Origin of the sequence: Kribbella sp. NPDC051952, from assembly GCF_040680855.1 — a bacterium.
Classification (GTDB): Bacteria; Actinomycetota; Actinomycetes; order Propionibacteriales; family Kribbellaceae; genus Kribbella.
Genome location: NZ_JBFAXQ010000004.1, coordinates 400,506 through 420,321, shown reverse-complemented (window position 1 = coordinate 420,321; position 19,816 = coordinate 400,506). Strand labels below are relative to the sequence as shown.

At 67.3% G+C, this 19,816-nt stretch carries 18 protein-coding genes; 5 read left to right on the top strand and 13 right to left on the bottom strand.

Annotated features, from left to right (window positions below; genetic code table 11):
• Nucleotides 1-37 precede the first annotated feature (37 nt).
• The 3 genes from secD to AB0L70_RS11365 all read right to left on the bottom strand — a co-directional run bounded on the left by secD (nt 38) and on the right by AB0L70_RS11365 (nt 4,238).
• Nucleotides 38-2,338 (bottom strand): protein translocase subunit SecD, encoded by a 2,301-nt coding sequence (secD, locus tag AB0L70_RS11375; protein ID WP_363682618.1) that lies wholly within the window; start codon nt 2,336-2,338, stop codon nt 38-40.
• A gap of 137 nt (nt 2,339-2,475) precedes the next feature.
• The gene (locus AB0L70_RS11370; RefSeq protein ID WP_363682616.1) at nt 2,476-3,114 is read right to left on the bottom strand and encodes a response regulator transcription factor; all 639 of its coding nucleotides are present in this window, start codon (nt 3,112-3,114) and stop codon (nt 2,476-2,478) included.
• On the bottom strand, nt 3,111-4,238 hold the full coding sequence (locus tag AB0L70_RS11365; RefSeq protein ID WP_363682614.1) for a DUF5931 domain-containing protein: 1,128 nt from the start codon (nt 4,236-4,238) through the stop codon (nt 3,111-3,113). Before AB0L70_RS11365 ends, AB0L70_RS11370 begins: the two co-directional genes overlap by 4 nt.
• Before the next feature lie 238 nt (nt 4,239-4,476).
• Between AB0L70_RS11365 and AB0L70_RS11360 the strand changes: the two genes are divergently transcribed.
• The gene (locus AB0L70_RS11360) at nt 4,477-6,846 is read left to right on the top strand and encodes an immune inhibitor A domain-containing protein (RefSeq protein WP_363682612.1); all 2,370 of its coding nucleotides are present in this window, start codon (nt 4,477-4,479) and stop codon (nt 6,844-6,846) included.
• A gap of 57 nt (nt 6,847-6,903) precedes the next feature.
• Here AB0L70_RS11360 and hflX read toward each other — a convergent pair whose 3' ends face one another.
• Together hflX and dapF are read right to left on the bottom strand one after the other, a co-directional pair.
• Nucleotides 6,904-8,400 carry a GTPase HflX gene (gene hflX / locus AB0L70_RS11355; RefSeq protein WP_363682610.1) on the bottom strand — a complete coding sequence of 499 codons (1,497 nt, stop codon included), beginning with the start codon at nt 8,398-8,400 and terminating at the stop codon, nt 6,904-6,906.
• Between the two features lie 83 nt (nt 8,401-8,483).
• On the bottom strand, nt 8,484-9,329 hold the full coding sequence (dapF, locus tag AB0L70_RS11350) for a diaminopimelate epimerase (protein WP_363682608.1): 846 nt from the start codon (nt 9,327-9,329) through the stop codon (nt 8,484-8,486).
• 15 nt (nt 9,330-9,344) lie between these two features.
• Between dapF and AB0L70_RS11345 the strand changes: the two genes are divergently transcribed.
• Nucleotides 9,345-9,587, top strand: coding sequence for a hypothetical protein (locus tag AB0L70_RS11345; protein ID WP_363682606.1), 243 nt, complete (start codon nt 9,345-9,347; stop codon nt 9,585-9,587).
• On the opposite strand, the gene AB0L70_RS11340 is transcribed toward AB0L70_RS11345, so the two are convergent.
• From AB0L70_RS11340 to AB0L70_RS11325, 4 genes are read right to left on the bottom strand one after another with little or no spacing between them, the layout of a single operon-like run.
• Nucleotides 9,580-11,124 carry a D-aminoacylase gene (locus AB0L70_RS11340; RefSeq protein WP_363682604.1) on the bottom strand — a complete coding sequence of 515 codons (1,545 nt, stop codon included), beginning with the start codon at nt 11,122-11,124 and terminating at the stop codon, nt 9,580-9,582. The two genes, AB0L70_RS11345 and AB0L70_RS11340, sit on opposite strands and share 8 nt — an antisense overlap.
• Before the next feature lie 19 nt (nt 11,125-11,143).
• Nucleotides 11,144-12,253, bottom strand: a complete 1,110-nt coding sequence (menC, locus tag AB0L70_RS11335; RefSeq protein ID WP_363682602.1) for an o-succinylbenzoate synthase — start codon at nt 12,251-12,253, stop codon at nt 11,144-11,146.
• Nucleotides 12,243-12,887 (bottom strand): SIS domain-containing protein, encoded by a 645-nt coding sequence (locus tag AB0L70_RS11330; protein ID WP_363682600.1) that lies wholly within the window; start codon nt 12,885-12,887, stop codon nt 12,243-12,245. Before AB0L70_RS11330 ends, menC begins: the two co-directional genes overlap by 11 nt.
• Nucleotides 12,880-13,539 carry a GNAT family N-acetyltransferase gene (locus tag AB0L70_RS11325; protein ID WP_363682598.1) on the bottom strand — a complete coding sequence of 220 codons (660 nt, stop codon included), beginning with the start codon at nt 13,537-13,539 and terminating at the stop codon, nt 12,880-12,882. Before AB0L70_RS11325 ends, AB0L70_RS11330 begins: the two co-directional genes overlap by 8 nt.
• 67 nt (nt 13,540-13,606) lie before the next feature.
• Between AB0L70_RS11325 and AB0L70_RS11320 the strand changes: the two genes are divergently transcribed.
• Entirely contained in the window at nt 13,607-14,674 is a 1,068-nt protein-coding gene (locus tag AB0L70_RS11320; protein ID WP_363682596.1) for a M20/M25/M40 family metallo-hydrolase, read from the top strand.
• Here the strand turns inward: AB0L70_RS11320 and ggt are convergent, their stop codons facing one another.
• From ggt to miaA, 4 genes are all read right to left on the bottom strand, one after another.
• The gene (ggt, locus tag AB0L70_RS11315; protein ID WP_363682594.1) at nt 14,675-16,486 is read right to left on the bottom strand and encodes a gamma-glutamyltransferase; all 1,812 of its coding nucleotides are present in this window, start codon (nt 16,484-16,486) and stop codon (nt 14,675-14,677) included. It abuts the gene before it with no gap.
• A 102-nt stretch (nt 16,487-16,588) separates the two neighbouring features.
• The gene (locus AB0L70_RS11310; RefSeq protein ID WP_363682592.1) at nt 16,589-17,272 is read right to left on the bottom strand and encodes a hypothetical protein; all 684 of its coding nucleotides are present in this window, start codon (nt 17,270-17,272) and stop codon (nt 16,589-16,591) included.
• 16 nt (nt 17,273-17,288) lie between these two features.
• Nucleotides 17,289-17,804 (bottom strand): SigE family RNA polymerase sigma factor, encoded by a 516-nt coding sequence (locus AB0L70_RS11305; RefSeq protein ID WP_363682590.1) that lies wholly within the window; start codon nt 17,802-17,804, stop codon nt 17,289-17,291.
• Nucleotides 17,791-18,780: a tRNA (adenosine(37)-N6)-dimethylallyltransferase MiaA gene (gene miaA / locus AB0L70_RS11300; protein WP_363682588.1), complete on the bottom strand. Its 990-nt coding sequence runs from the start codon at nt 18,778-18,780 to the stop codon at nt 17,791-17,793. Before miaA ends, AB0L70_RS11305 begins: the two co-directional genes overlap by 14 nt.
• Before the next feature lie 120 nt (nt 18,781-18,900).
• Here miaA and AB0L70_RS11295 point away from each other — a divergent pair, with 120 nt between their 5' ends.
• Both AB0L70_RS11295 and AB0L70_RS11290 read left to right on the top strand, forming a co-directional pair.
• The gene (locus AB0L70_RS11295; RefSeq protein WP_363682586.1) at nt 18,901-19,272 is read left to right on the top strand and encodes a hypothetical protein; all 372 of its coding nucleotides are present in this window, start codon (nt 18,901-18,903) and stop codon (nt 19,270-19,272) included.
• Between the two features lie 109 nt (nt 19,273-19,381).
• Complete coding sequence (locus tag AB0L70_RS11290) at nt 19,382-19,624, top strand: antitoxin (RefSeq protein WP_363682584.1); 243 nt, start codon at nt 19,382-19,384, stop codon at nt 19,622-19,624.
• Nucleotides 19,625-19,816: the final 192 nt, after the last annotated feature.

Genomic DNA, 19,816 nt, shown 5'->3' with positions numbered 1-19,816 from the left:
TCGTCCGCCGGTTGGCGAGTGTGGATAACTCCGGGTGTTAGACGACCGCGCCGCGGTCTGGTTGGGCATCCCGGTCGACCTGGGTGCGCTTGGGGCGGGGTGGTGGGGCGGGGTAGCGGCGTTCCAGCTCAAGGAGGAGGGGTGCAGCGGTGAGGTTGGAGGAGTAGGTGCCGACGAGGATGCCCAACAGCAGCGCGAGGGCGAAGTCGGCCAGGGAGTCGCCCCCGAGGAAGAGCAGGGCGGCGAGGATGAAGAGGGTGGAGATACCGGTGTTGATCGTGCGTGGGAGCACGTTGACGATCGCCGTGTCGATGATCGGGCCGAGGTTCCCGGTCGAGCGGGCGTTGCGGGTCTCGCGGATGCGGTCGAACACGACCACGGAGTCGTTCACCGTGTAGCCGATGATCGTCAGGATCGCGGCCAGGAAGATGCCGTCGATCGGCTTCCCGGTCCACGCGAACACACCGACGACCACAGCAACGTTTTGCAGCAGCGCGAGTACGGCGCCCGCTCCATACGTCCATCGGAAGCGCACAGCCAGATACAGCAACTGCGCGAGTAGAGCGATGCCGAGCGCGATCAGGCCCTTGTTCCGCAGTTCCTCACCCAGCGAAGGGCCGATGCTCTCGTTGCGGACGAGCTCGGTGCCACCGCCGATCCGGGAGATCGACTCGCGGATCTTCTCGGCCTCGTCGTCGCTGATCGTCCCGGTCCGCACGGTGATGTCATCGGTCCCGGACGCCTGCACCACCGCGCTCGGATACCCGGCCTCGGCCACGGCGGCCCGGGCCTGGTCGGGCGTGATCGGCTGCGCCGTACTCACTTCGAGCAAGCGCCCACCGGTGAACTCGATGCCGAGATTCAACCCGCGCACCGCAACACCCGCGATCGCGATCACGATCGCCACCACGGTGATCATCAACCACCGGCGGCTGTGCTGCATCAACGCAGGACGCTTCGCCTCCAGCCAGGTCCGAACCCGGCCATGCCCTGCAATCCCGCTCAGTCCCGGGCGACGCAGTACGAAGCCTCGGGAAACCAGGAACTCCGCGAGCACCCGCGTCACGACCAGCGCGGAGAGCATGGAGGCGAGCACACCGATCGACAGCGTGACACCAAACCCGCGGACCGGACCGGCGGCGAGGAAGAACAGGAGTCCGGCGGCGAGCAGCGTGGTGATGTTCGAGTCGGCGATCGCGGACAGCGCGTTCTGGAAGCCGCTGCGTAGGGAGCGACGGAGTCCGTCGGTGCGGCCGGCGATGTAGTCCTCGCGAGCGCGTTCGAAGACGAGGACGTTCGCATCCACCGCCATACCGATCGCCAGCACGAAGCCGGCCAGGCCGGGCAAGGTGAGCGTCGCTCCGAGTGCGGTCAGGGCCGCGTACGACATACCGGCGTACCCGATCAGACCGAGGACGGCCATCAGGCCGACCAGGCGGTAGACGATCACGATGAACAACGCGGTGAGCGCCAGCCCGATGATCGCCGCCAATGCGCTGGCCTCGATCGCGTCCTGACCCAGCGACGGGCCGACGGTGCGCTGGTCGATCACCTCGACCGGCAGCGGCAGTGCGCCACCGGAGATCAGCGCGGCCAGGTCCTTGGCCTCAGGCTCGGTGAAGCTGCCGGAGATTGTCGTCGTACCGCCGCCGATGCCGACGTTGCAGAGCTGGTTGCCGCCGTTCGGATCGACCTGCGGCGAGCTGATGATCTCGTTGTCGAGCACGATCGCGATCAGCCGCGGCGCGGTGTTGACCGGGTTGCAGGCGGCCTTGCCGGTGATGTTCGCCCAGATCTTGCCGCCGTCGCCTTTGAAGTTCATCTCGACGAACCAGCCCTGCGCGATCTGCTGCGGATCGATCCGGCCCTGCGCGCCGCTGACCAGTTCGCCCGTCATCGCCGGCTTGGCCAGCTTCAAGAACCCCTGACCGCTCTCGCTCGGCAGGTACAGGTCGCCCGCGGCGGGCTTGGCCGGCTTCTCCGCGACCTGCTCCAGCACCTCGTGGAAGGTGAGCTGCGCGGTCTTCCCGATCACCTTCGCCGCCTCGCGCGGGTCCTGGACACCGGGCAGCTCGACGATGATCCGGTTGTCCCCCTGGCGCGTCACGTTCGGCTCGCTGACGCCGAGGGCGTCGATCCGCCGGTGCAGCACCTGGGTGGCCTTGTCGGTCGTCTCCTTGGTCGCCTTGACCGTCGGCGAGTCCTTGGCCTCCAGCACGATCTGCGTCCCGCCGCGCAGGTCCAGGCCGAGCTGCGGCTTGGCCGTCAGCACGACGTACGTCGACGCCGCCAGGATCGCGAACGCGAGCAGTGCACGGATGAGGGACGACCGGTTCACAACAGCCTCCGGAGCTGGGCACCCGCCGTACGGGTGTCGTAACAGAGAGCGTTCACGCGAGCGTGAGCGCACAGTGTATGGAGGCCATTCAAGCGGTACGACGAACAATCGCACAAGCGACTGCGTCGCGATAGGACCTACTCGGGAGCGTCCAGTCCGTGTTCGATCGCATACCGGACCAGCTCGGCCCGGTTGTGTAGTTGCAGCTTCCGCAACGTGTTCTGGACGTGGTTCTCGACAGTTCGGTGGGACAGCACCAGTCGGGTGGCGATCTGGCGGGCGGTCAGGCCGCGCGCGACCAGCCGAAGAACCTCGGTCTCCCGATCGGTCAAATGCGGTACCTCCGGCCCAGCCGCCCCAAGCCGCCGGTACTCCCCCAGCAACAGCCCAGCCAGCCCAGCGCTGAAGATCGCGTCCCCTTCAGCAGTACGCCGTACCGCGTCGTCGAACTCATCCAACGACGCCGACTTCACCAGATACCCCGAAGCCCCGTTCTTGACCGCAGCCAGTACGTCGTCCTGCTCAGCGCTGGCCGACAACACCAGTACGCGCGTATCCGGCAGAGCCGTCGTGATCTCACGCGTCGCGTCGACACCCGAACCGTCGCCCAGTTGCAGATCCATCACCACCACGTCCGGGCGGGTCGCGAGCGCGATCTTCACCGCGCTGGCAACGTCCGACGCCGTCGCGCAGACGTCATACCCACGGCTACCCAGATCCCGGGCGACGCCCTCGCGCCACATCGGATGATCGTCGACAATCATGACTCGTGTCATCGGACCGCCACCTTCAACTCCCACTCGGTTCCTTCGCCTACTGCGGTGCGGACGGTGACGGTGCCACCCAGGTCGACGATCCGGCCGCGGATCGACTGACTCACGCCCAGGTGCCCGTCGACGCGGGCCTGCTCGAGCCGGGCCGGCGTCGTACCGATTCCATCGTCGCGGATCGAGACGACCACCTCGTCGCCCAGGTCCTCGACCGCCACCCAGGACCGCGCCTCGGCGCCGGCATGCTTGACCACGTTGCTCAGCGCTTCCTTGACGGCGGCAACTACCTCGGTCGAGGTGGCCGCCGGCAACAACACTTGTCCGGCCGGGACCACGACATCCACGCGCGTGGTGGCCAACGGCAACAACAGACCGCAGAGATCCAGCCGGTCGCCCTCGGCAACGGTCGGCCGGGCCGACATCAACGTGCGGAGGGCAACCTCCTGCTCGGCGGCCAGCTCAGCCAGTTCGACTGCCTCGCCGCCGATCGCCGTACCCCGGCGTTGCACCTGGGCCAGCACCTGCAGCACGCCGTCGTGGATGCTCCGGCTGAGCCGGAGTCGTTCAGCTGTCGCGCTTTCGGTGGCGATCGCCTCGCGCAGGCGGACGCCCGCTTGACGCATCGTCGAGGCGGCGTACCCAACGACGAGGCCCGCGACCAGCAACAGCTGGACGTTGCTGAGGATCTTTGCCGCATTGTCGACACCGCGCAGCGAGAGCAGCGCCAGACTGATCGTCGCTGCGCCGAGCAGACCACCGTCTCGACCGCGGGAGATCGCCAGCGCAAGCACTGGACCGGCCGCCCAGACCGAGGTCAGCACAGATGCGCCGCCACGGATGTCCAGGAGCGGCTGCGCCCATAGCGTGGCGTACATGCAACCGACAGTGACGATCAGGTCGGCGAACGCGAGCCGGGTGTTGCGTCGCCCCCAGCGTCGGCTGTAGCCGATCGAGGAGATCACGGTCCAGACGGCCATCACCGCGAGCTGGAGGAGCGCCCCGGGTCGACTGGCGATCCCGTCCCACCGGGTCCAGACGCCGAAGCAGGCGAACGCCCAGGTGATGACGCGAAACACGACCAGCGCACGCCACAACGGCTGCAACAGGTCCACGGTCTGAGCTCGCTCCACGCCGACAGTCTGCCAACCACGAGGGCTGCCGTGACTGAGGCGTCGTACCCGGGTAGTTGAGTATTTCCCCGGATGGCGCAGGATTCCCCGCACGTTTCCCACAATTTCCCGGTTCTACTTCAGCTCTGCCGATTTTCCCCGTACTCTCGCGCAAAACACGCTCGGGGGAGCATTGAACACGCCGCGTCACCAAAACCGTCATGGCGCGGCGGGCATCGACCAAGCATGGAGGGGAATCGTGCGCAAGCTACCCGCCGGGCTGTTCAGCCTGGCACTGGCGGCAACGGCCGGGCTCGGATGGGCCACGGCCAGCAACGCCGCCACACCGCCCCGGCAGGGCGCGGCCCCGATCGCAACGGAGGCGGCGCCGGCGCCGGACGAACTGTCCAGCCCGCTCGAAGACAAGCGCCGCGAGCTGCGCCAGGAAGCCCTGACCAAGGTGCTCAACGGCACGGCGAAGGTCGAGCAGCGCGGAGCCAGCACTGTCGTCAACATCGGCAGCAAGCAGGTTGGCGCGAAGGGCCAGAAGAACGCGAAGGGCCGGGTCGACCAGTACGTCGAGCTCGCCCGCGAGAAGACCGACAAGATCTTCGTCGTCCTCGCGGAGTTCGGCAACGAGCGGCACCCGGACTACCCGGACAAGGACCAGAACGCCACCATCCCCGGTCCGGCCACCTTCGAGGGGCCGCTGAACAACAAGATCCCGGAGCCGGACCGCTCGGTCGACAACTCGACCGTCTGGCAGCCGAACTACGACCGCAAGCACTACCAGGACCTCTACTTCGGCACCGGCAACTCGGTCAAGAAGTACTACGAGAAGCAGTCGTCGGGCCGGTACAGCGTCGACGGCATGGTGACCGACTGGGTCAAGGTCAAGTACAACGAGGCCCGCTACGGCCGGTCGAACGGGTACCCGTGTGCGAGCAACGTCTGCGACAACACCTGGTACCTGATCCAGGACGCGGTGAACCAGTGGGTCACCGACCAGAAGGCAGCCGGCCGGACCGACGCCCAGATCAAGGCGGACCTGAAGTCGTTCGACCAGTGGGACCGCTACGACTTCGACGGTGACGGCAACTTCAACGAGCCGGACGGCTACATCGACCACTTCCAGATCGTGCACGCTGGTGGCGACCAGGCCGACGGCGACCCGCAACAGGGCGAGGACGCGATCTGGTCGCACCGCTGGTCGGTCGGCTTCCCCGGCGGCCCGGTGAACAACCCGGCCGCGGGCGCGCAGATCGGCGACACCGGCATGTGGGTCGGCGACTACACGATCCAGCCCGAGAACGGCGGCATCAGCGTCTTCGCGCACGAGTACGGTCACGACCTCGGTCTGCCGGACGAGTACGACACCTCCGGCGCACCGGTCGAGAACGGCGTGAACTGGTGGACGATCATGGCGCAGAGCCGGGTCGGCAAGCCCAGTGACGGCGGTATCGGCGAGCAGGCGGCCGACTTCGGTGCCTGGGACAAGCTGCAGCTGGGTTGGCTGGACTACGAGATCGTCGCGGCCGGCCAGAACCGGACCCTCAACCTCGGCCCGCACGAGTACAACTCGAAGAACGCCCAGGCCCTGGTGGTCACGCTGCCCAAGAAGTCCGTGACGCACGAGCTCGTTCCACCCGCTGTCGGGGCGAAGTCGTGGTGGAGCGGCCAGGGCAACGCCTTCACGCACACGATGAACCGTCAGGTCACCCTGCCGGCCGGTCAGCCCGCCGGCCTCACCTTCCAGGCCAACTGGGACATCGAGGACTGCGGCACGACGGCCTGTGACTACGCGTACGTCGATGTCAACGACGGCACCGGCTACAAGCCGATCCCCGGCAACATCACGAAGGCTGCCGAGGGCAACGGCATCGACGGTGCCAGCGGTGGCTGGAAGCCGGCCACGTTCGACCTGTCGGCGTACGCCGGTAAGACGATCGGCCTGCAGTTCCGCTACGTCACCGACCCGGCGGCGGGCGGCAAGGGCTTCTTCGCCGACGACGTCAAGGTGACCTCGGGTGCGACCACGGTGTTCACCTCGGGTGCCGAGACCACGCCCGACGGCTGGACGCTGAACGGGTACAGCGCGGTCGGCGCGTCGTTCACCAGCCAGCACGACAACTACTACCTGGCGTCGAACATCAACTACATCGACCACGACAAGTACCTGCAGACCGGCCCGTACAACTTCGGTTGGGCGAGCACGCTGCCGGACAAGGTCGAGCACTTCCCGTACCAGGACGGCCTGTTGATCAACTACTGGGACACCTCCCAGGAGGACAACAACACCAACGAGCACCCCGGTGAGGGTCTGGTGCTGCCGGTCGACAGCCACCCGGTTCCGATCAACCGGCTCGACGGTCAGATCTGGCGGCCGCGCGTCGCCGGGTACGACGCCCCGTTCGGCCTGGAGAAGGCTGACTCGTTCACGTTGCACGTGAACGGTCAGGCCAACTACATCCGTGGCCAGAACGCCGTCCCCACCTTCAACGACAGCAAGACGTACTGGTTCGCGGAGCAGCCGCAGAACAGCGTGAAGGTGCCGAACAACGGCGTCAACATCAAGGTCGTCTCGAAGAACGGCACGACCATGAAGGTCCAGGTCTCGAAGCGCAAGTAGCACCACAAGAAATCAGCCCCCGAGGAAATCCTCGGGGGCTGTTTCTTTGTCCGCTGACTAGGCCGTGGTGACCACGTACGGCGTCAGGTCGCCGGCGAGGTCGCGGTTGACGCGGCCGGTGACCCGGGTGCCGTCGGCTGTGTGCTCCAGCTGGTCCACGGAACCCTCGGAGTGGATCCGGGAGACCAGGTCGCCGCGCTCGTACGGCAGGAGCAGGTCGATCGCTACGTCCGGCTGGGGCAGCGACGCCTCGACCAGGGTCTTCAGTTTGTCGATGCCCTCGCCGGTACGGGCCGAGACGATGATCGCCCGCGGCTCGCGGTGCAGGATCGGGGCCAGCGCCATCGGGTCGGCCAGGTCGCCCTTGTTGATCACGATGATCTCCGGGACGTCCGTCGCGCCGATCTCGCCGAGCACCTCACGGACCGCCTGGATCTGCGCCAGCGGGTCGGGGTGCGAACCGTCGACCACGTGCAGCAGCAGATCCGCGTCCGCGACCTCCTCCAGCGTCGAGCGGAACGCCTCGACGATGTCGTGCGGCAGGTGCCGGACGAAACCGACCGTGTCGGTGAACGTGTACACGCGCCCGTCGGAGGTCGTCGTACGCCGGGTGGTCGGGTCGAGGGTCGCGAACAGCGCGTTCTCGACCAGTACCCCGGCGCCGGTGATCTTGTTCAGCAGCGAGGACTTGCCGGCGTTGGTGTAGCCCGCGATCGCGACCGAGGGGATCGCGTGCCGACGCCGCTCCTGGCGCATCGTCGAACGGGTGCCCTTCAGCTCCTTCAGCTCACGGCGGAGCTTGGAGATCTTGGTGTTGATCCGGCGCCGGTCGGTCTCGATCTTGGTTTCACCGGGACCACGGCCACCGATACCGCCACCGGCCGCACCGACGCGTCCACCGGCCTGGCGGGACAGGTTTCCACCCCAACCACGCAGGCGCTGCTTCATGTACTGCAGCTGGGCCAGTTCGACCTGGGCCTTGCCTTCCTTGCTCTTCGCGTGCTGCGCGAAGATGTCCAGGATCAGCGCGGTCCGGTCGACCACCTTGACCTTGAGCTTGTCCTCCAGGTTGCGCAGTTGCGCAGGAGCCAGCTCACCGTCGGCGATCACCGTGTCCGCGCCGAGCGACGCGACCAGGTTGCGCAGGTCGGACACCTTGCCGGAACCGATGAAGGTCGCCGGGTCCGGCTTCTTCCGCCGCTGGATCACGCCGTCCAGGACCTCGGAACCGGCGGTCTCGGCGAGCAGCTTCAGCTCGGCCAGCGAGTTCTCGGCGTCCTCGGCACTGCCTTCGGTCCACACGCCGACCAGGAGCACGCGCTCCAGCAGCAGCTTGCGGTACTCGACCTCGCTGATGTCGGTCAGCTCGGTGGACATGCCGACGATGCGGCGCAGTGCCTGGCGCTCCTCGAGCTCCAGGCCCTCGGTGCTCAGTTCTTGCTCGTAGTCTCTGCCGTCGTGACCCGTCAACGAATCGCCGGAGTCATCGCCCTGCAACAGGTCGAGTTCGACGTCGGTGGTCTCGTCGTCGTGAAAGTTCGAATGGGTCGTCATATACCTTCCATCGTGGCACGGGCCACCAGTACAAGCGACCCGATTAACCTAGTCAACGCCCCACGTGATAGCTGAATTCCCGTTCAGGCAGTCAGCCAGGCCCGATCGAACTCGCCACGGGCGTGAATGACGGCCGGTCCGGTCAGCTCCACATGGTTGTCCGCACGCCACGTCACGCTGACCTCACCACCGGGTACGCCGACCCGATACGTCACCGGAAGCTCGTCCCGGGCCGCCCGCGCCGCTGCCACGGTCACCGCACATGTCCCGGTCCCGCAGGAGCGCGTCTCCCCCGATCCACGCTCGTGGACCCGCATCTGGACGTCGTGCGGACCTCGCCGTACGACGAATTCGAGGTTCACGCCCTCGGGAAACGCCTCCTGGGGCGACCATCCGGGCTGATCGCAGAGGTTTCCGGGCTCGCGGAGGTCGTCGACGAACGCGACCGCGTGCGGGTTGCCCATGTCCACGTGAACAGCGGGCCACTGGTGCCCGTTCGCCTCCACCACGATCCCGGCCGCTGCAGGCAGCGTGGGCTCGCCCATGTCCACGGTCAGCGTGCCGTCATCGTTCAGTACGACGTCCTTCACACCGGCCCGCGAACCCACCCGGACCGGCTTGCCGCCGGTCAGCCCGGCCTCGGTCAGATAGCGCACGAAGACGCGGACGCCGTTTCCGCACATCTCCGCGATCGAACCGTCCGCATTCCGGTAATCCATGAACCAGTCGCCGCCGTCCTCGACGTACGACTGCTTGTCTCCCTCGATCACCCGCAGCACACCGTCCGCGCCAAGGCCGGCGTGGCGGTCGCAGAGGAACCGGACCAGCTCCGCGTCCAACTCTCCGTGCAGCGAACCATCGGGATCAGGCAGGATCACGAAGTCGTTCTCCGTACCATGTCCCTTCAGCCAGGGAAACGTCGTACTCATAAGGGAGATCGTACGGTGCTGATCGCCTACTTCTGGGAGCAGGAGGACGCCGAGGCGGTCGCTTCGGCGCTCGACGGTGAGGTCAGGCGCGGGCGTTTCCACGGTGAGGACGACGACGAGGACCACCCGTGGGTCGTCGTACTGCGCGAGGCCGACGAAGACCTGATCGAGCAGCACGGCGGCTGGCTCGAGCCAACCGCGGACGACTCGGTCGCGGCGCCTCCCCCGTTGCCGAGCGAACCCAAGCGCTTCAAGTAAGCACCCGCCCCGGCCGACGACCGGTCGGAATGCCGTCCGCCAGCACAGGCTGACCAGCGACCAGCAGGTGCTCGACGCCCACCGACAACTGCCAAGGATCGTCGTACGTCGACTTGTCCGCGATCCGATCCGGATCCAGTACGACGAGATCCGCGACCGCACCGGGTTTGATCACCCCGCGATCCGTGAAGCCCAGCCGGGATGCGGGCAGCGACGTCATCCGGCGGATCGCCTCGGGAAGCGTGAGTACGCCGAGCTCCCGCGTGTACCGACCGACGACCCGGGGGAACGTGCCGAAGTTGCGCGGGTGCGGATGACCGTCTCCGGCGGCGTCGAGGATCCAGCCGTCGCTCGCGACGCTCGTACACGGGTGCTGCAGCACGGTCGTGACGTCGTCCTCGCTCATCGCGTGGTTGATGATGCTGACCGCGCCCTGATGGTGTTCGAGCACCCGGAGGACGGCTTCGGCGGCGTCCACATCGTCGCGCTCGGCGATGGCTGCGAGGCTCAAGCCGCGGCAGTCCTCGTAGCGGCCCGGCGGTAGGGATGCGATCACGACGGCGTCGGGGTTGAGGAGCGTGTCCGACCGCAGCGCCTCGGCGATCCGGCGGCGTTCGGTGGGATCCGCGAGGCGGTCGAGGAGGGTGCCGCCGGCAAGCGCCCAGATGGGCAGTCGGGCGGTGAGCGTCGTACTGGAGGCCGTGTAGGGGTAGACGTCCCAGGTGACGTCGAGGCCGTCGGCGCGGGCTTGGTCGAGGCGTTCGAGTGCTGCGGTGACCAGGCCGTAGTTCGGTGCACCAACCGCCTTGAGGTGGGACACCTCCAGCCGCGCGCCGCCGGCTCGGGCTGCAGCCATCGCCTCGTCCAGCGCGGTGAGCAGGCCGGCGCCTTCGTTGCGGATGTGGGTCGAGTAGAGCAGACCGCACTCGGCCGCCGTCGCCACCAGTGCGGCGACCTCCTCCGCCTCTGCGTAGGCACCCGGTGCATAGATCAAGCCGGTCGAGAAGCCGACGGCACCCTGATCGGCGGCGATGCGGAGCAGGTCCTGCATCTGCCGGAGCTCGTCCGATGACGGCGCCCGCTCCGCACTGCCCATCACGGCCAGCCGGAGCGTGCAGTGTCCGACCTGCAGTGCAAGGTTGACCGCTGGTTCCAACGTTGAAGCGAAGCCGGTCAGATCCCGCCAGGACCAGTCGTGCCGCGACCCCAGGAACGCCGTACCGGCACGTAAGGCCTCCAGGTCGGTGATCGGGAACGGTGACCAGCCGCAGTTCCCGGCGACCAGTGTGGTGACGCCCTGGTGGAGCTGCGTCGATGCATCGGGAGTTGATTGAAGACTGAAATCCGCGTGTGAGTGAAGATCGATGAATCCGGGTGCCACAATGTTGCCCGTGGCATCGATTACCTCGGCACCGGAGGGCGCGTCGCCGGGTGGCAGTACAGCGACGATCAGCTCGCCGTCGATCAGCACGGTCGCGGCGATCGGTGCTGCGCCGGTCCCGTCCACGACGTGGCCACCGGTCAGTGCGATGGTCATGAAACCCCACCTGGTCTGGTCAGAGGGACAGGGTGGCCACGGTGTTCGCCGCGATCAGCTCGATGTCGACCTTATGCCCCAGGCCAGTTGCCTCGGGCACCTGGACGACGCCTTCGACGGCGACGACGGCGGGTTCGACGATGTCCCGGGCGTAGTACTTCTCCGAGGCGGACACGTCCGATGGGAGGGTGAACCCGGGGAGGCTGGAGACGGCGACGTTGACGGCCCGGCCGATGCCGAACTCGTGCATACCGCCGCACCAGACCGGGATCCCCACCTGCTGGGCCCGATCGTGGGCCGCCCGTGCCGCGGTCAGGCCGCCCATCCGCGACACCTTGATATTCAGTACTTCTAGCGCTCCGAGCGACACGGCGGTGTCCAGGTCGGCCACCGTCTCGATGCTCTCGTCCAGGCAGATCGGGGTCGAGATCGCCTGCTGCAACCGTGCGTGCGCCAGCAGATCGCGCGGCGCGAACGGCTGCTCGATCATCGTCAGTCCGAACTCGTCCAGCGCACGCAGCGCATCGTCCTCGGTATAGATGCCGTTGGCATCGACATGAAGATCGAGATCCGGGTACGCCGATCGCACGGCGCGCACCGGTTCGACGTCCCAGCCCGGCGCGATCTTCAGCTTGACCCGCGGATAACCGGCCGCAGTCTGACGCTCGACCTCGGCCAGCAGATCGTCGATCGTCGGCTCGATCCCCAGCGAGACGCCGGCCGTCACCTCGGTCCGCGTCCCGCCGAGTGCATCTGCGAGTGAAACGCCTTGGATCGTTGACCACAGCACCCAGGCGGCAACATCCACGCCCGCTTTGGCGAACTGGTTGCCGCGCACCTTGGCCCAGAGCTGCGACACCTGCTCGGGCCGATCCCACCCCTGGCCGATGACGGCCGGGAGGAGGTAGCGCTCGGCGATGTTCCAGCAGGTCTCGACGGTCTCGGGCGCGTAGTACGGATCCGACGGCGAAGCGATCTCGCCCCAGCCGACTGCCCCGCACGCATCCTCGAGCTCAACCAGGATGTGGTCGAGGAACTTCTTGCGGTGCGAACTGGTCTGGAACTCGTGCACCAACGGCATCCGAACCCGGTGCATCCGAGCCGCGGTGATCTTTACTTCAGTTGACATACAGTCCCAGCTCCGTGTTCAACCGATCCCGTTCGCCGAGCCGCCGGCGGGCACCCTTCGCACTCGCCGTGGTCAGCGTCGCCAGCACGTGCAAGACGGACGCGACGACGGTCGGAGAATCGACGTACGACGCACTCCCGGTGGCGACGTAGATGCTTTGGGCGGCGAGCTTGGCCAGCGGTGCGTCCTCGAAGTCCGTCACGGCGACGAGTTCACCGCCGGCCTCGACGAACCGGCGCGCGATCTCGACCGTGTCGCGGCGATAGCGACGGAACGAGAACGCGACCATCAGATCGTTCGAACGGACGTCGGCCAGTACGTCGATGCCGCGCACGACGGTGCCGTCGATCAGCGTGACCTGGGACAGGCCGGCACCGAGGTCGAAGGCCAGCAGGGATGCGTACGAGAAGGACTTCGCCGAGCCGATGATGAAGCGCCGGCGGGCGGCCACGATCCGGGCCGCGGCCTCGGCGATCGCACCGTCGGTGAGGATCTCGTCGAGCGCTTCCTCGATCGAGGCACGCTCCTGCTCGACCACACGCCGTTGCAGCACCGTCGACGATCGCCGTTGCAGACGGGCGTCGTACCGCTCGTGCGGGCTGGTGAGCTCGCGGTTGCGCGGATCGTCAGGCATCGTCCACCGGGCCGAAGTAGTAGACCGCGGTCCCGTCTTGCAACTGGCGGCAGGACACCGCAGCGAGGCCGTTGTCGAGCAACTTCATGAAGCCACTTCGGATCTGGTCGGACACCTCGATCTCGGCGACCTCTTGGCGCGGAGTCGGCGCCCGGGCCAGGTCCCACTCGACGATCACGCGGTCGATGCCGGGGCCGTACATGTCCGGGGCGTACCAGCGGCCGCGAGCGCCGAGGACGTCGAGGTTGAAGTGCGCGTTGCGAGTCTGGAGCGGATCGTAGGTCCAGCGCATCCGGGTCATTCCGTGGCTGAGGGCAACATCGCGCTGGGCGTACTTGAGCATCCGCCCAAGCCCTTGGCCCTGCCGGTTGGCGGCGACCACGGCCGACTGCGAGTAGTGGTAGTACCCGCGCCGATCGGTGCCGCAGAACCCGTAGGCGAAGGCAACCAGCCGATCGTCCTCATCCAGTACGCCGACGACCGAGCCGCCGTTGCTCGTCAAGGCGCCGAGCAGTCGCGGGTTCAGCGCGTAGTCGGGGTCCTGGTAGTCGAACACCTCGCGGTACAGCACGGCGGCCTCGGCGTACCGGGCCGGCGTGGTCAGCGAGACGGCCCTGAACTGCTCACTGGCCGGCTCGGGGATACGATTCATATCCTGAGTACATCCCCTTGATCTTGAGCTAGTCAACCGGTGATCGGATGATGATACGTTGACTATCATGATCGACCGCTTGCGCGAGTACGTCGAGCACGAGACACCGACCGGCGACGTCGACGCCCTGAACTCCTTCGCCGACCGGCTCCTCGCACGGTACGGCGAACTCGGCGGAACCGCGAGACGCGAGCCCGCACCAACCGGTGATCACGTGGTCGCCGACTTCCCCGGCCGGGACGAGGCGCCCCTGCTGTTCCTGGCCCACCACGACACGGTGTGGCCGGTCGGGCAGCTGACCTGGCGTTCGGACGACGGGGTGATCCACGGTCCCGGCGTGTTCGACATGAAGGGCGGACTCGTCGTCCTGGAGACCGCGCTCGCGCAAGTCCGCGACGTAGATCATCGGCCGGTGCGCATCGTCGTGGTCGCAGATGAAGAGATCGGTTCGCCGTCGGCCCGTGAGCTCGTCACCGCTGAGTCGGCCGGTGTGTTCGCCGCGTTCGGATTCGAACCACCGCATCCGAACGGCGACCTCAAGACGTCTCGCTGGGGCAGCACGCGGGTCCGGATCGAGGTCACCGGTCGCGAAGCCCACGCGGCTCTCGACCCGGAGAGCGGAGTCTCGGCGATCGACGAACTCGTCGACCAGTTGATCCTCGTCCGTGCCTTGGTCGCCAGGTACGACAGCGTGTTGTGCAACGTCGGCACGATCACGGGCGGCGGCCGGACGAACGTCGTACCGGGGTCTGCGGCGGCGGACATCGGGTTCCGCTTCGTCGACCCACAGACCGAGCGTGAGGTGCTTGATGCGGTGACCGGTCTCGGGCCGGTACGTGAGGGGGCTGAGCTGTCGGTGCGAGTGATGTCGAGTCGACCGGCTTGGGAGCCGTCATCGGGAACGGATGAGCTCCTGCAGAAGGTTGTTGCGGCCGCGAAGTCCGTCGGTCAGGAGATCGGCGGCGCCGCGGCGTCTGGGGCCGCCGACACCAACCTGACGGGCTGGCTCGGCGTACCGACCCTCGACGGCCTCGGCCCTGTCGGTAAAGGCGCTCACGCCGTCCACGAACAGATAATCGCGGCGACCCTGGCCGAACGAGCCGACCTGGTCGCCGCGATCATCAAATCACTGTGACTACGGCCAGAGCTGTCTGACCGTTCCGGCTGATCCGCCGCCGCGGCGGGTTGGTTCCGCAGCGGCAAGGATCGCGCCGCCAGGAAGGAACTCGAGCCCCTCGAGCGCACCGATCTCGGCCGCCGAGGTGCCCGGAGCGCCGGCCGGCGTGAAGGTGTGGCCGTACGGCGACAGCGCGGCGCCGTACTTGTCGATGAAGGACTGCTCGGCCGTCACGGACGCGGTGTTGCGCTGCGACGCCCGCGGTGCGGCGATCGCCTCGGGCAAGGTCATGCCGCGGTCGAGCCGGTTCGTCAGCGTCTGCAGGACGGTCGTGATGATGGTCGAGCCACCCGGCGAACCGAGCGCGAGGTACGGCTTGCCACCCCGCAGCACGATCGTCGGCGAGATCGACGACCGCGGCCGCTTCCCCGGCTGGATCCGGTTCGGGTCGGCGGGGTCGTAGACCGCGGAGAAGTCGGTCAGCTCGTTGTTCAGGATGAAGCCGCGGTCGGGAACGGTGATGCCACTGCCACCGGTCTGCTCGATGGTCAACGTGTACGAGACCACGTTGCCCCACTTGTCCGCCGCGACCAGGTGCGTGGTCGACAGACCCTCGGTGTCCGGTCGTTGCGTCGTCGCGGCACCCTTCGCGCACCGCTGGTACTTGCCGTCCGGCGATCCGGCCGGCACCGGCTTCACGGCCGCCTTGTCCGGGTCGATCTGGCACGACCGCTCGGCACCGAATCCACGGGAGGTGAGCTCCTTGGTCGGCACGTTCACGAACGCGGGATCACCGACGTACGCCGCTCTGTCCGCGAACGCCAGCGCGGATGCCTCGAGGTAGTTGTGCAGGTAGTCCGGCGTGCTCAGCCGCTTGACGTGCTGTGGCTGAAGGATGTTGAGCGCCTCGCCGACGGTGGTGCCGCCGGATGACGACGGAGCCATTCCGTAGACGTCCAGGCCGTCGTACTGAACCTTCGTCGGGACGCGGTCCAACGGCTTGTAGGCCTTCAGGTCGCGGGTGGTTAGGTAGCCCGGCATCACCGGCAGCGTGGTGGTCGCGGTCTTCGGTGGGTTCTTCACGACCGCCGCGATCTCGTTGCCGAGCTCGCCGCCGTAGAAGGTCGAGAGCCCCTTCTTGCCGAGCAGCCGATAGGTGTCGGCGAGCTCAGGGTTCTTGAAGACCGAGCCGACCTTCGGCGCGTCACCACCGGGCAGGTACAGCTTCGCGGTCGGCACGATCGCCGAGAAGCGCGCCTTGTTCTCCTGCGTCTGCAGGTTGAACGTCGTGTCGACCACGAACCCGCGATCGGCGAGGTCGGCGGCCGGTGCAAGCGCCTTGCCCAGCGAGAGCGAACCCCATTGGCGCAGGGCCGAGTCCCAGGTCGCGAGCGTGCCCGGGATACCCACCGAGACACCGGACGTGACGAGCTCGGGAGTGAAGTTGTACGGCTTGCCGGTCGCCGGGTCGATGAACGCGTCCGACGGCATCGTCGCGGGTGCGGTCTCGCGACCGTCGATCGTGTAGACCTTGTGCTTCTTGGCGTTGTAGTAGACGAAGTACCCGCCTCCGCCGATACCCGCCGAGTACGGCTCGGTCACGCCGAGAGCGGCCGCGGTTGCGACGGCCGCGTCGACCGCGTTGCCGCCGCGCCGCAGGACGCCGAGACCGGCGTTCGTCGCATCAGCATCGACCGAGGAGACCGCTCCCCCGAACCCGATCGCGGTCGGGTTCTTGACCGGTGGTTTCGGTGGGCTCGCGGCTGCGCTCGTACTCAGACCGGCCAGAACAAGGGCACCTGCAGACAGCGAAGCGACGAGCTTCTTCACCAGTTCTCCCGCGGGGCGTCGGCGACAGGGACATCCCCCTTGCTATCCCACCGACGGGCTTCGCGCCAGTACCAATTGCGCGCGGCTGCTGTGTCTCGGGGCCTAGTTCACCGTGCAGGAGTCCATGAAGCGGCGGAGGATGTCGTCGGACCAGTCGACGGTGCCGGTCGGGAGCTCCACCAGAAGCCATTGGTCGGCGAGCTTCACCTGCCCGGCGAGGCGGCCGTTCAGCGTGCCGATGTGGAAGGTCTTGCCGGCCCCTTCGGTGACCCGGACCGCCGACAGGCTCTTCGCCTGCGGAGCGGCCTGCAGCACCACCTTCGCGGCAGTGTCCGCGGTCCGCATCTCGGGCTGCGACAGTACGACGTGGCCGGTCGTCATCGGCGTCTCCGCGGACCAGCCCTTCGGCGCGAGGCTGCAGCTGATCGTGGTCCAGGGCTGCTTGTTCGACACCAGCTCGATCACGGACGCGCCGAACATCGACATCGTCTCGCCGGCCTTCGGCGGGGCCGGTGAGGACGAGGCCGGCGTCCTGGGCGCCGACGTCGAGTCGCTGTCCGTGCCGCCACCGGCGACCTCGGTGTTACCTGTCCCCCACCACTTCACCTGATTGCCGACCGCGAGGACGGCAGCCGAGACCGCGGCCACGCACAGTACGCCGGTGACCCGGCGCCGCCGCTTGATCCGGCGCAGCGCGCGCCGGCCCCGAGCGACGTCCGCTTCCACGTCGACCTCCGGAAGCCCGCCGGCCGCCCGGTCGGCGAACCCCTCCAACAGTTTCTTCACGTCATCCACGGTGTTCTCAACTGCTCCCCGTCGTACGATCCGTTCCCTCGGTCATCAGTTCCTTCAGACGCTTCAGCGCCTTCGCCGTCTGGCTCTTCACAGTCCCCTCGGTGCAGTCCAGGATCCGCGCGCAGGACGCAACATCGAGATCCTGGAAGTAACGCAGTACGAGCACAGCCCGCTGCCGGGGCGCGAGATCCAGCAACGCCCCGCGCACAGCCAGGGTGTCGGCCGGATCCACCTCGTCGCTCAGCCGCGGTTCGAGCGTTTCGGCGGTCACCACCTCGGGGTGGCGGCCGGCCCGGCGGCGCTCGTCCAGGAACGCGTTCACGAGGATGCGATGCGCGTACGGTCCGGCACCTTCGTGCTTGATCCGGTGCCAGTGCACGTACACACGGGTGCAGGCGGTCTGGACCAGATCTTCGGCTGTATGCACATCACCCGCGGTCAGCAGTAACGCCGTCCGCATCAGTCGGGTGCGGTCCGCGAGCAGGTACTCGCGGAACTCGGCCTCACGGTCACCCCCTCGCATCGACGGCCCCTGTGGAACTGCTCGGGCCTCTTTCCACCCCGACTACGTCACCGCTCCCCCCGCGGTTGCCTTGGGCTATCACTTCTTGCGCCTTCTCCAGCAGATCGGGGTCGTCGTACGGCAGCCAACTGATCCTTGGGTCCTTACGGAACCACGAGTCCTGCCGGCGCGCGAACCGGCGCGTGGCCTGCGCGGTCCGCTCCCGCGCCTCCACCTCGTCGATCTCACCGTTCAGCAACGCGATCACCTGCGAGTACCCGAGCGCCCGGTTGGCTGTCTTCCCCTCAATCAAACCCTTGTTCAGCAGACCTCGCACCTCGTCCACGAAATCCGCGTCGAACATCCGGTCCACCCGGCGCCCGATCCGTTCGTCCAGCTCCGGTCGCGGTACGTCGAGGCCGAGCTGCACCGCGCCCGGATAGACATAGTGGTGTTCCGGCAGGGTGGCGACGTACGGACCGCCGGTGATCTCGATGACCTCGAGCGCCCGGACGATCCGGCGGCCGTTGCTGGCCAGGATCTGTTCGGCGGCTTTCGGGTCTATGGCCTTGAGCTTCTCGTGCAGTGCACCCGGGCCCTCGGCGTGCAGCTCGGCTTCGAGTCTGGCCCGGACTGTCGCGTCGGTGCCCGGGAAGACGAAGTCGTCGAGGATCGCTCGGATGTACAGCGCGGATCCGCCGGCGAGGACCGGTACCGCGGTCCGGGTGACGCAGTCGTCGATCGCGGCGCGGGCGAGTTGCTGGAACTCGGCGACGGTCGCGGTCTCGGTGACGTCGAGGATGTCGAGCAGGTGATGCGGTACGCCGTCCTGCTCCGCCGTACTGATCTTCGCCGTACCGATGTCCATGCCGCGGTACACCTGCATTGCGTCCGCGTTCACCACCTCGCCGCCCAGGCTCTTGCACAGGGCAACGGACAGGTCGGACTTGCCGGCCGCGGTGGGACCGACGACCGCGACGACGAGTGGTTCGGCCATCGCTCCAGTCTGGCAGCCGTTCGGCCAAGACTGCGCCAAGAGGGCCTGACCGGCCTTGTGGATGACCCGGAAAGTTGTGTAGACACGCTGCGTTAGCAACATGTCTACGGGAGGAAAGCTGTGACGAATTCGTTCGAGGAAGAGTCCGACAAGCTCGACGCGGCCAAGAGCGGCGGTGACGTCGAGTTCAAGAGCGGTGGCGACGTCGAATCGCGTAGTGGTGGCGATGTCGAGTCCCGCAGCGGTGGTGACGTGGAGTCCCGCAGCGGTGGCGATGTCGAGTCCCGCAGTGGCGGCGATGTCGAGTCGCGTAGCGGTGGGGACGTCGAGTCCAGGGGTGATGTCGACTCTTTGAGTGGGGGCGATGTCGAGCTCAAGCGCAGCGGCGGTGACGTCGAGTTCAGTGGTGGCGACGTCGAGTTCGACGGCGAAGAGGGCGAAGACGGCAGCGGCGGTGACGTAGAGTCTGAGCCGTCGGGCGACGACGTCTGAGCCCGTCCGCATGGCGCTCGCGGAGATCCCACAGTTCCAGCGTTGCAGGTGCAAAGATCACCGCTAGCTGTCTGTAAGCACTCAACTACGCAAGAACGGGAGCCCCGCGATGGGCATCTTCGACAAGTTCAAGGACAAGGCCGAGGACCTCAAAGAGAAGGCCGGTGACCTGGTCGACTCGCACGGTGACAAGGTCGGCGACGGTCTCGACAAGGCCGGCGACTTCGTCGACGACAAGACCGGCGGCAAGTACGGCGACAAGATCGACCAGGGGGTCGACAAGGCCAAGGACGGCCTCGACGGCCTGGACGGCCAGAACGACGACATCCCCGACTCGAACCGCCCCGCCTGAGCACCACCGAAGGGCCGCGAGACAAGTTCTCGCGGCCCTTCGTCATGCAAAGGCCACGCCTGCGGCGCGACAGTTCTTCTGGCCGCCTTCGGCGGCGCGCGTAACGCTGCCACCCGCGACTGCACTCTGCGGAATGACTGCCGGCCAACGACCGTAGGGCGTCCGCCTCCTGTGGTCGGCGGTTTGATGCAT

Excerpts from the sequence above, each read along its gene's own strand:
- AB0L70_RS11370 (WP_363682616.1), bottom strand. The coding sequence starts at position 3,114 with ATGACACGAGTCATGATTGTCGACGATCATCCGATGTGGCGCGAGGGC.
- menC (WP_363682602.1), bottom strand. The coding sequence starts at position 12,253 with ATGTCAACTGAAGTAAAGATCACCGCGGCTCGGATGCACCGGGTTCGG.
- dapF (WP_363682608.1), bottom strand. The coding sequence starts at position 9,329 with ATGAGTACGACGTTTCCCTGGCTGAAGGGACATGGTACGGAGAACGAC.
- miaA (WP_363682588.1), bottom strand. The coding sequence starts at position 18,780 with ATGGCCGAACCACTCGTCGTCGCGGTCGTCGGTCCCACCGCGGCCGGC.
- AB0L70_RS11330 (WP_363682600.1), bottom strand. The coding sequence starts at position 12,887 with ATGCCTGACGATCCGCGCAACCGCGAGCTCACCAGCCCGCACGAGCGG.
- AB0L70_RS11320 (WP_363682596.1), top strand. The coding sequence starts at position 13,607 with ATGATCGACCGCTTGCGCGAGTACGTCGAGCACGAGACACCGACCGGC.
- AB0L70_RS11305 (WP_363682590.1), bottom strand. The coding sequence starts at position 17,804 with ATGCGAGGGGGTGACCGTGAGGCCGAGTTCCGCGAGTACCTGCTCGCG.
- hflX (WP_363682610.1), bottom strand. The coding sequence starts at position 8,400 with ATGACGACCCATTCGAACTTTCACGACGACGAGACCACCGACGTCGAA.
- AB0L70_RS11340 (WP_363682604.1), bottom strand. The coding sequence starts at position 11,124 with ATGACCATCGCACTGACCGGTGGCCACGTCGTGGACGGGACCGGCGCA.
- AB0L70_RS11290 (WP_363682584.1), top strand. The coding sequence starts at position 19,382 with ATGGGCATCTTCGACAAGTTCAAGGACAAGGCCGAGGACCTCAAAGAG.
- AB0L70_RS11325 (WP_363682598.1), bottom strand. The coding sequence starts at position 13,539 with ATGAATCGTATCCCCGAGCCGGCCAGTGAGCAGTTCAGGGCCGTCTCG.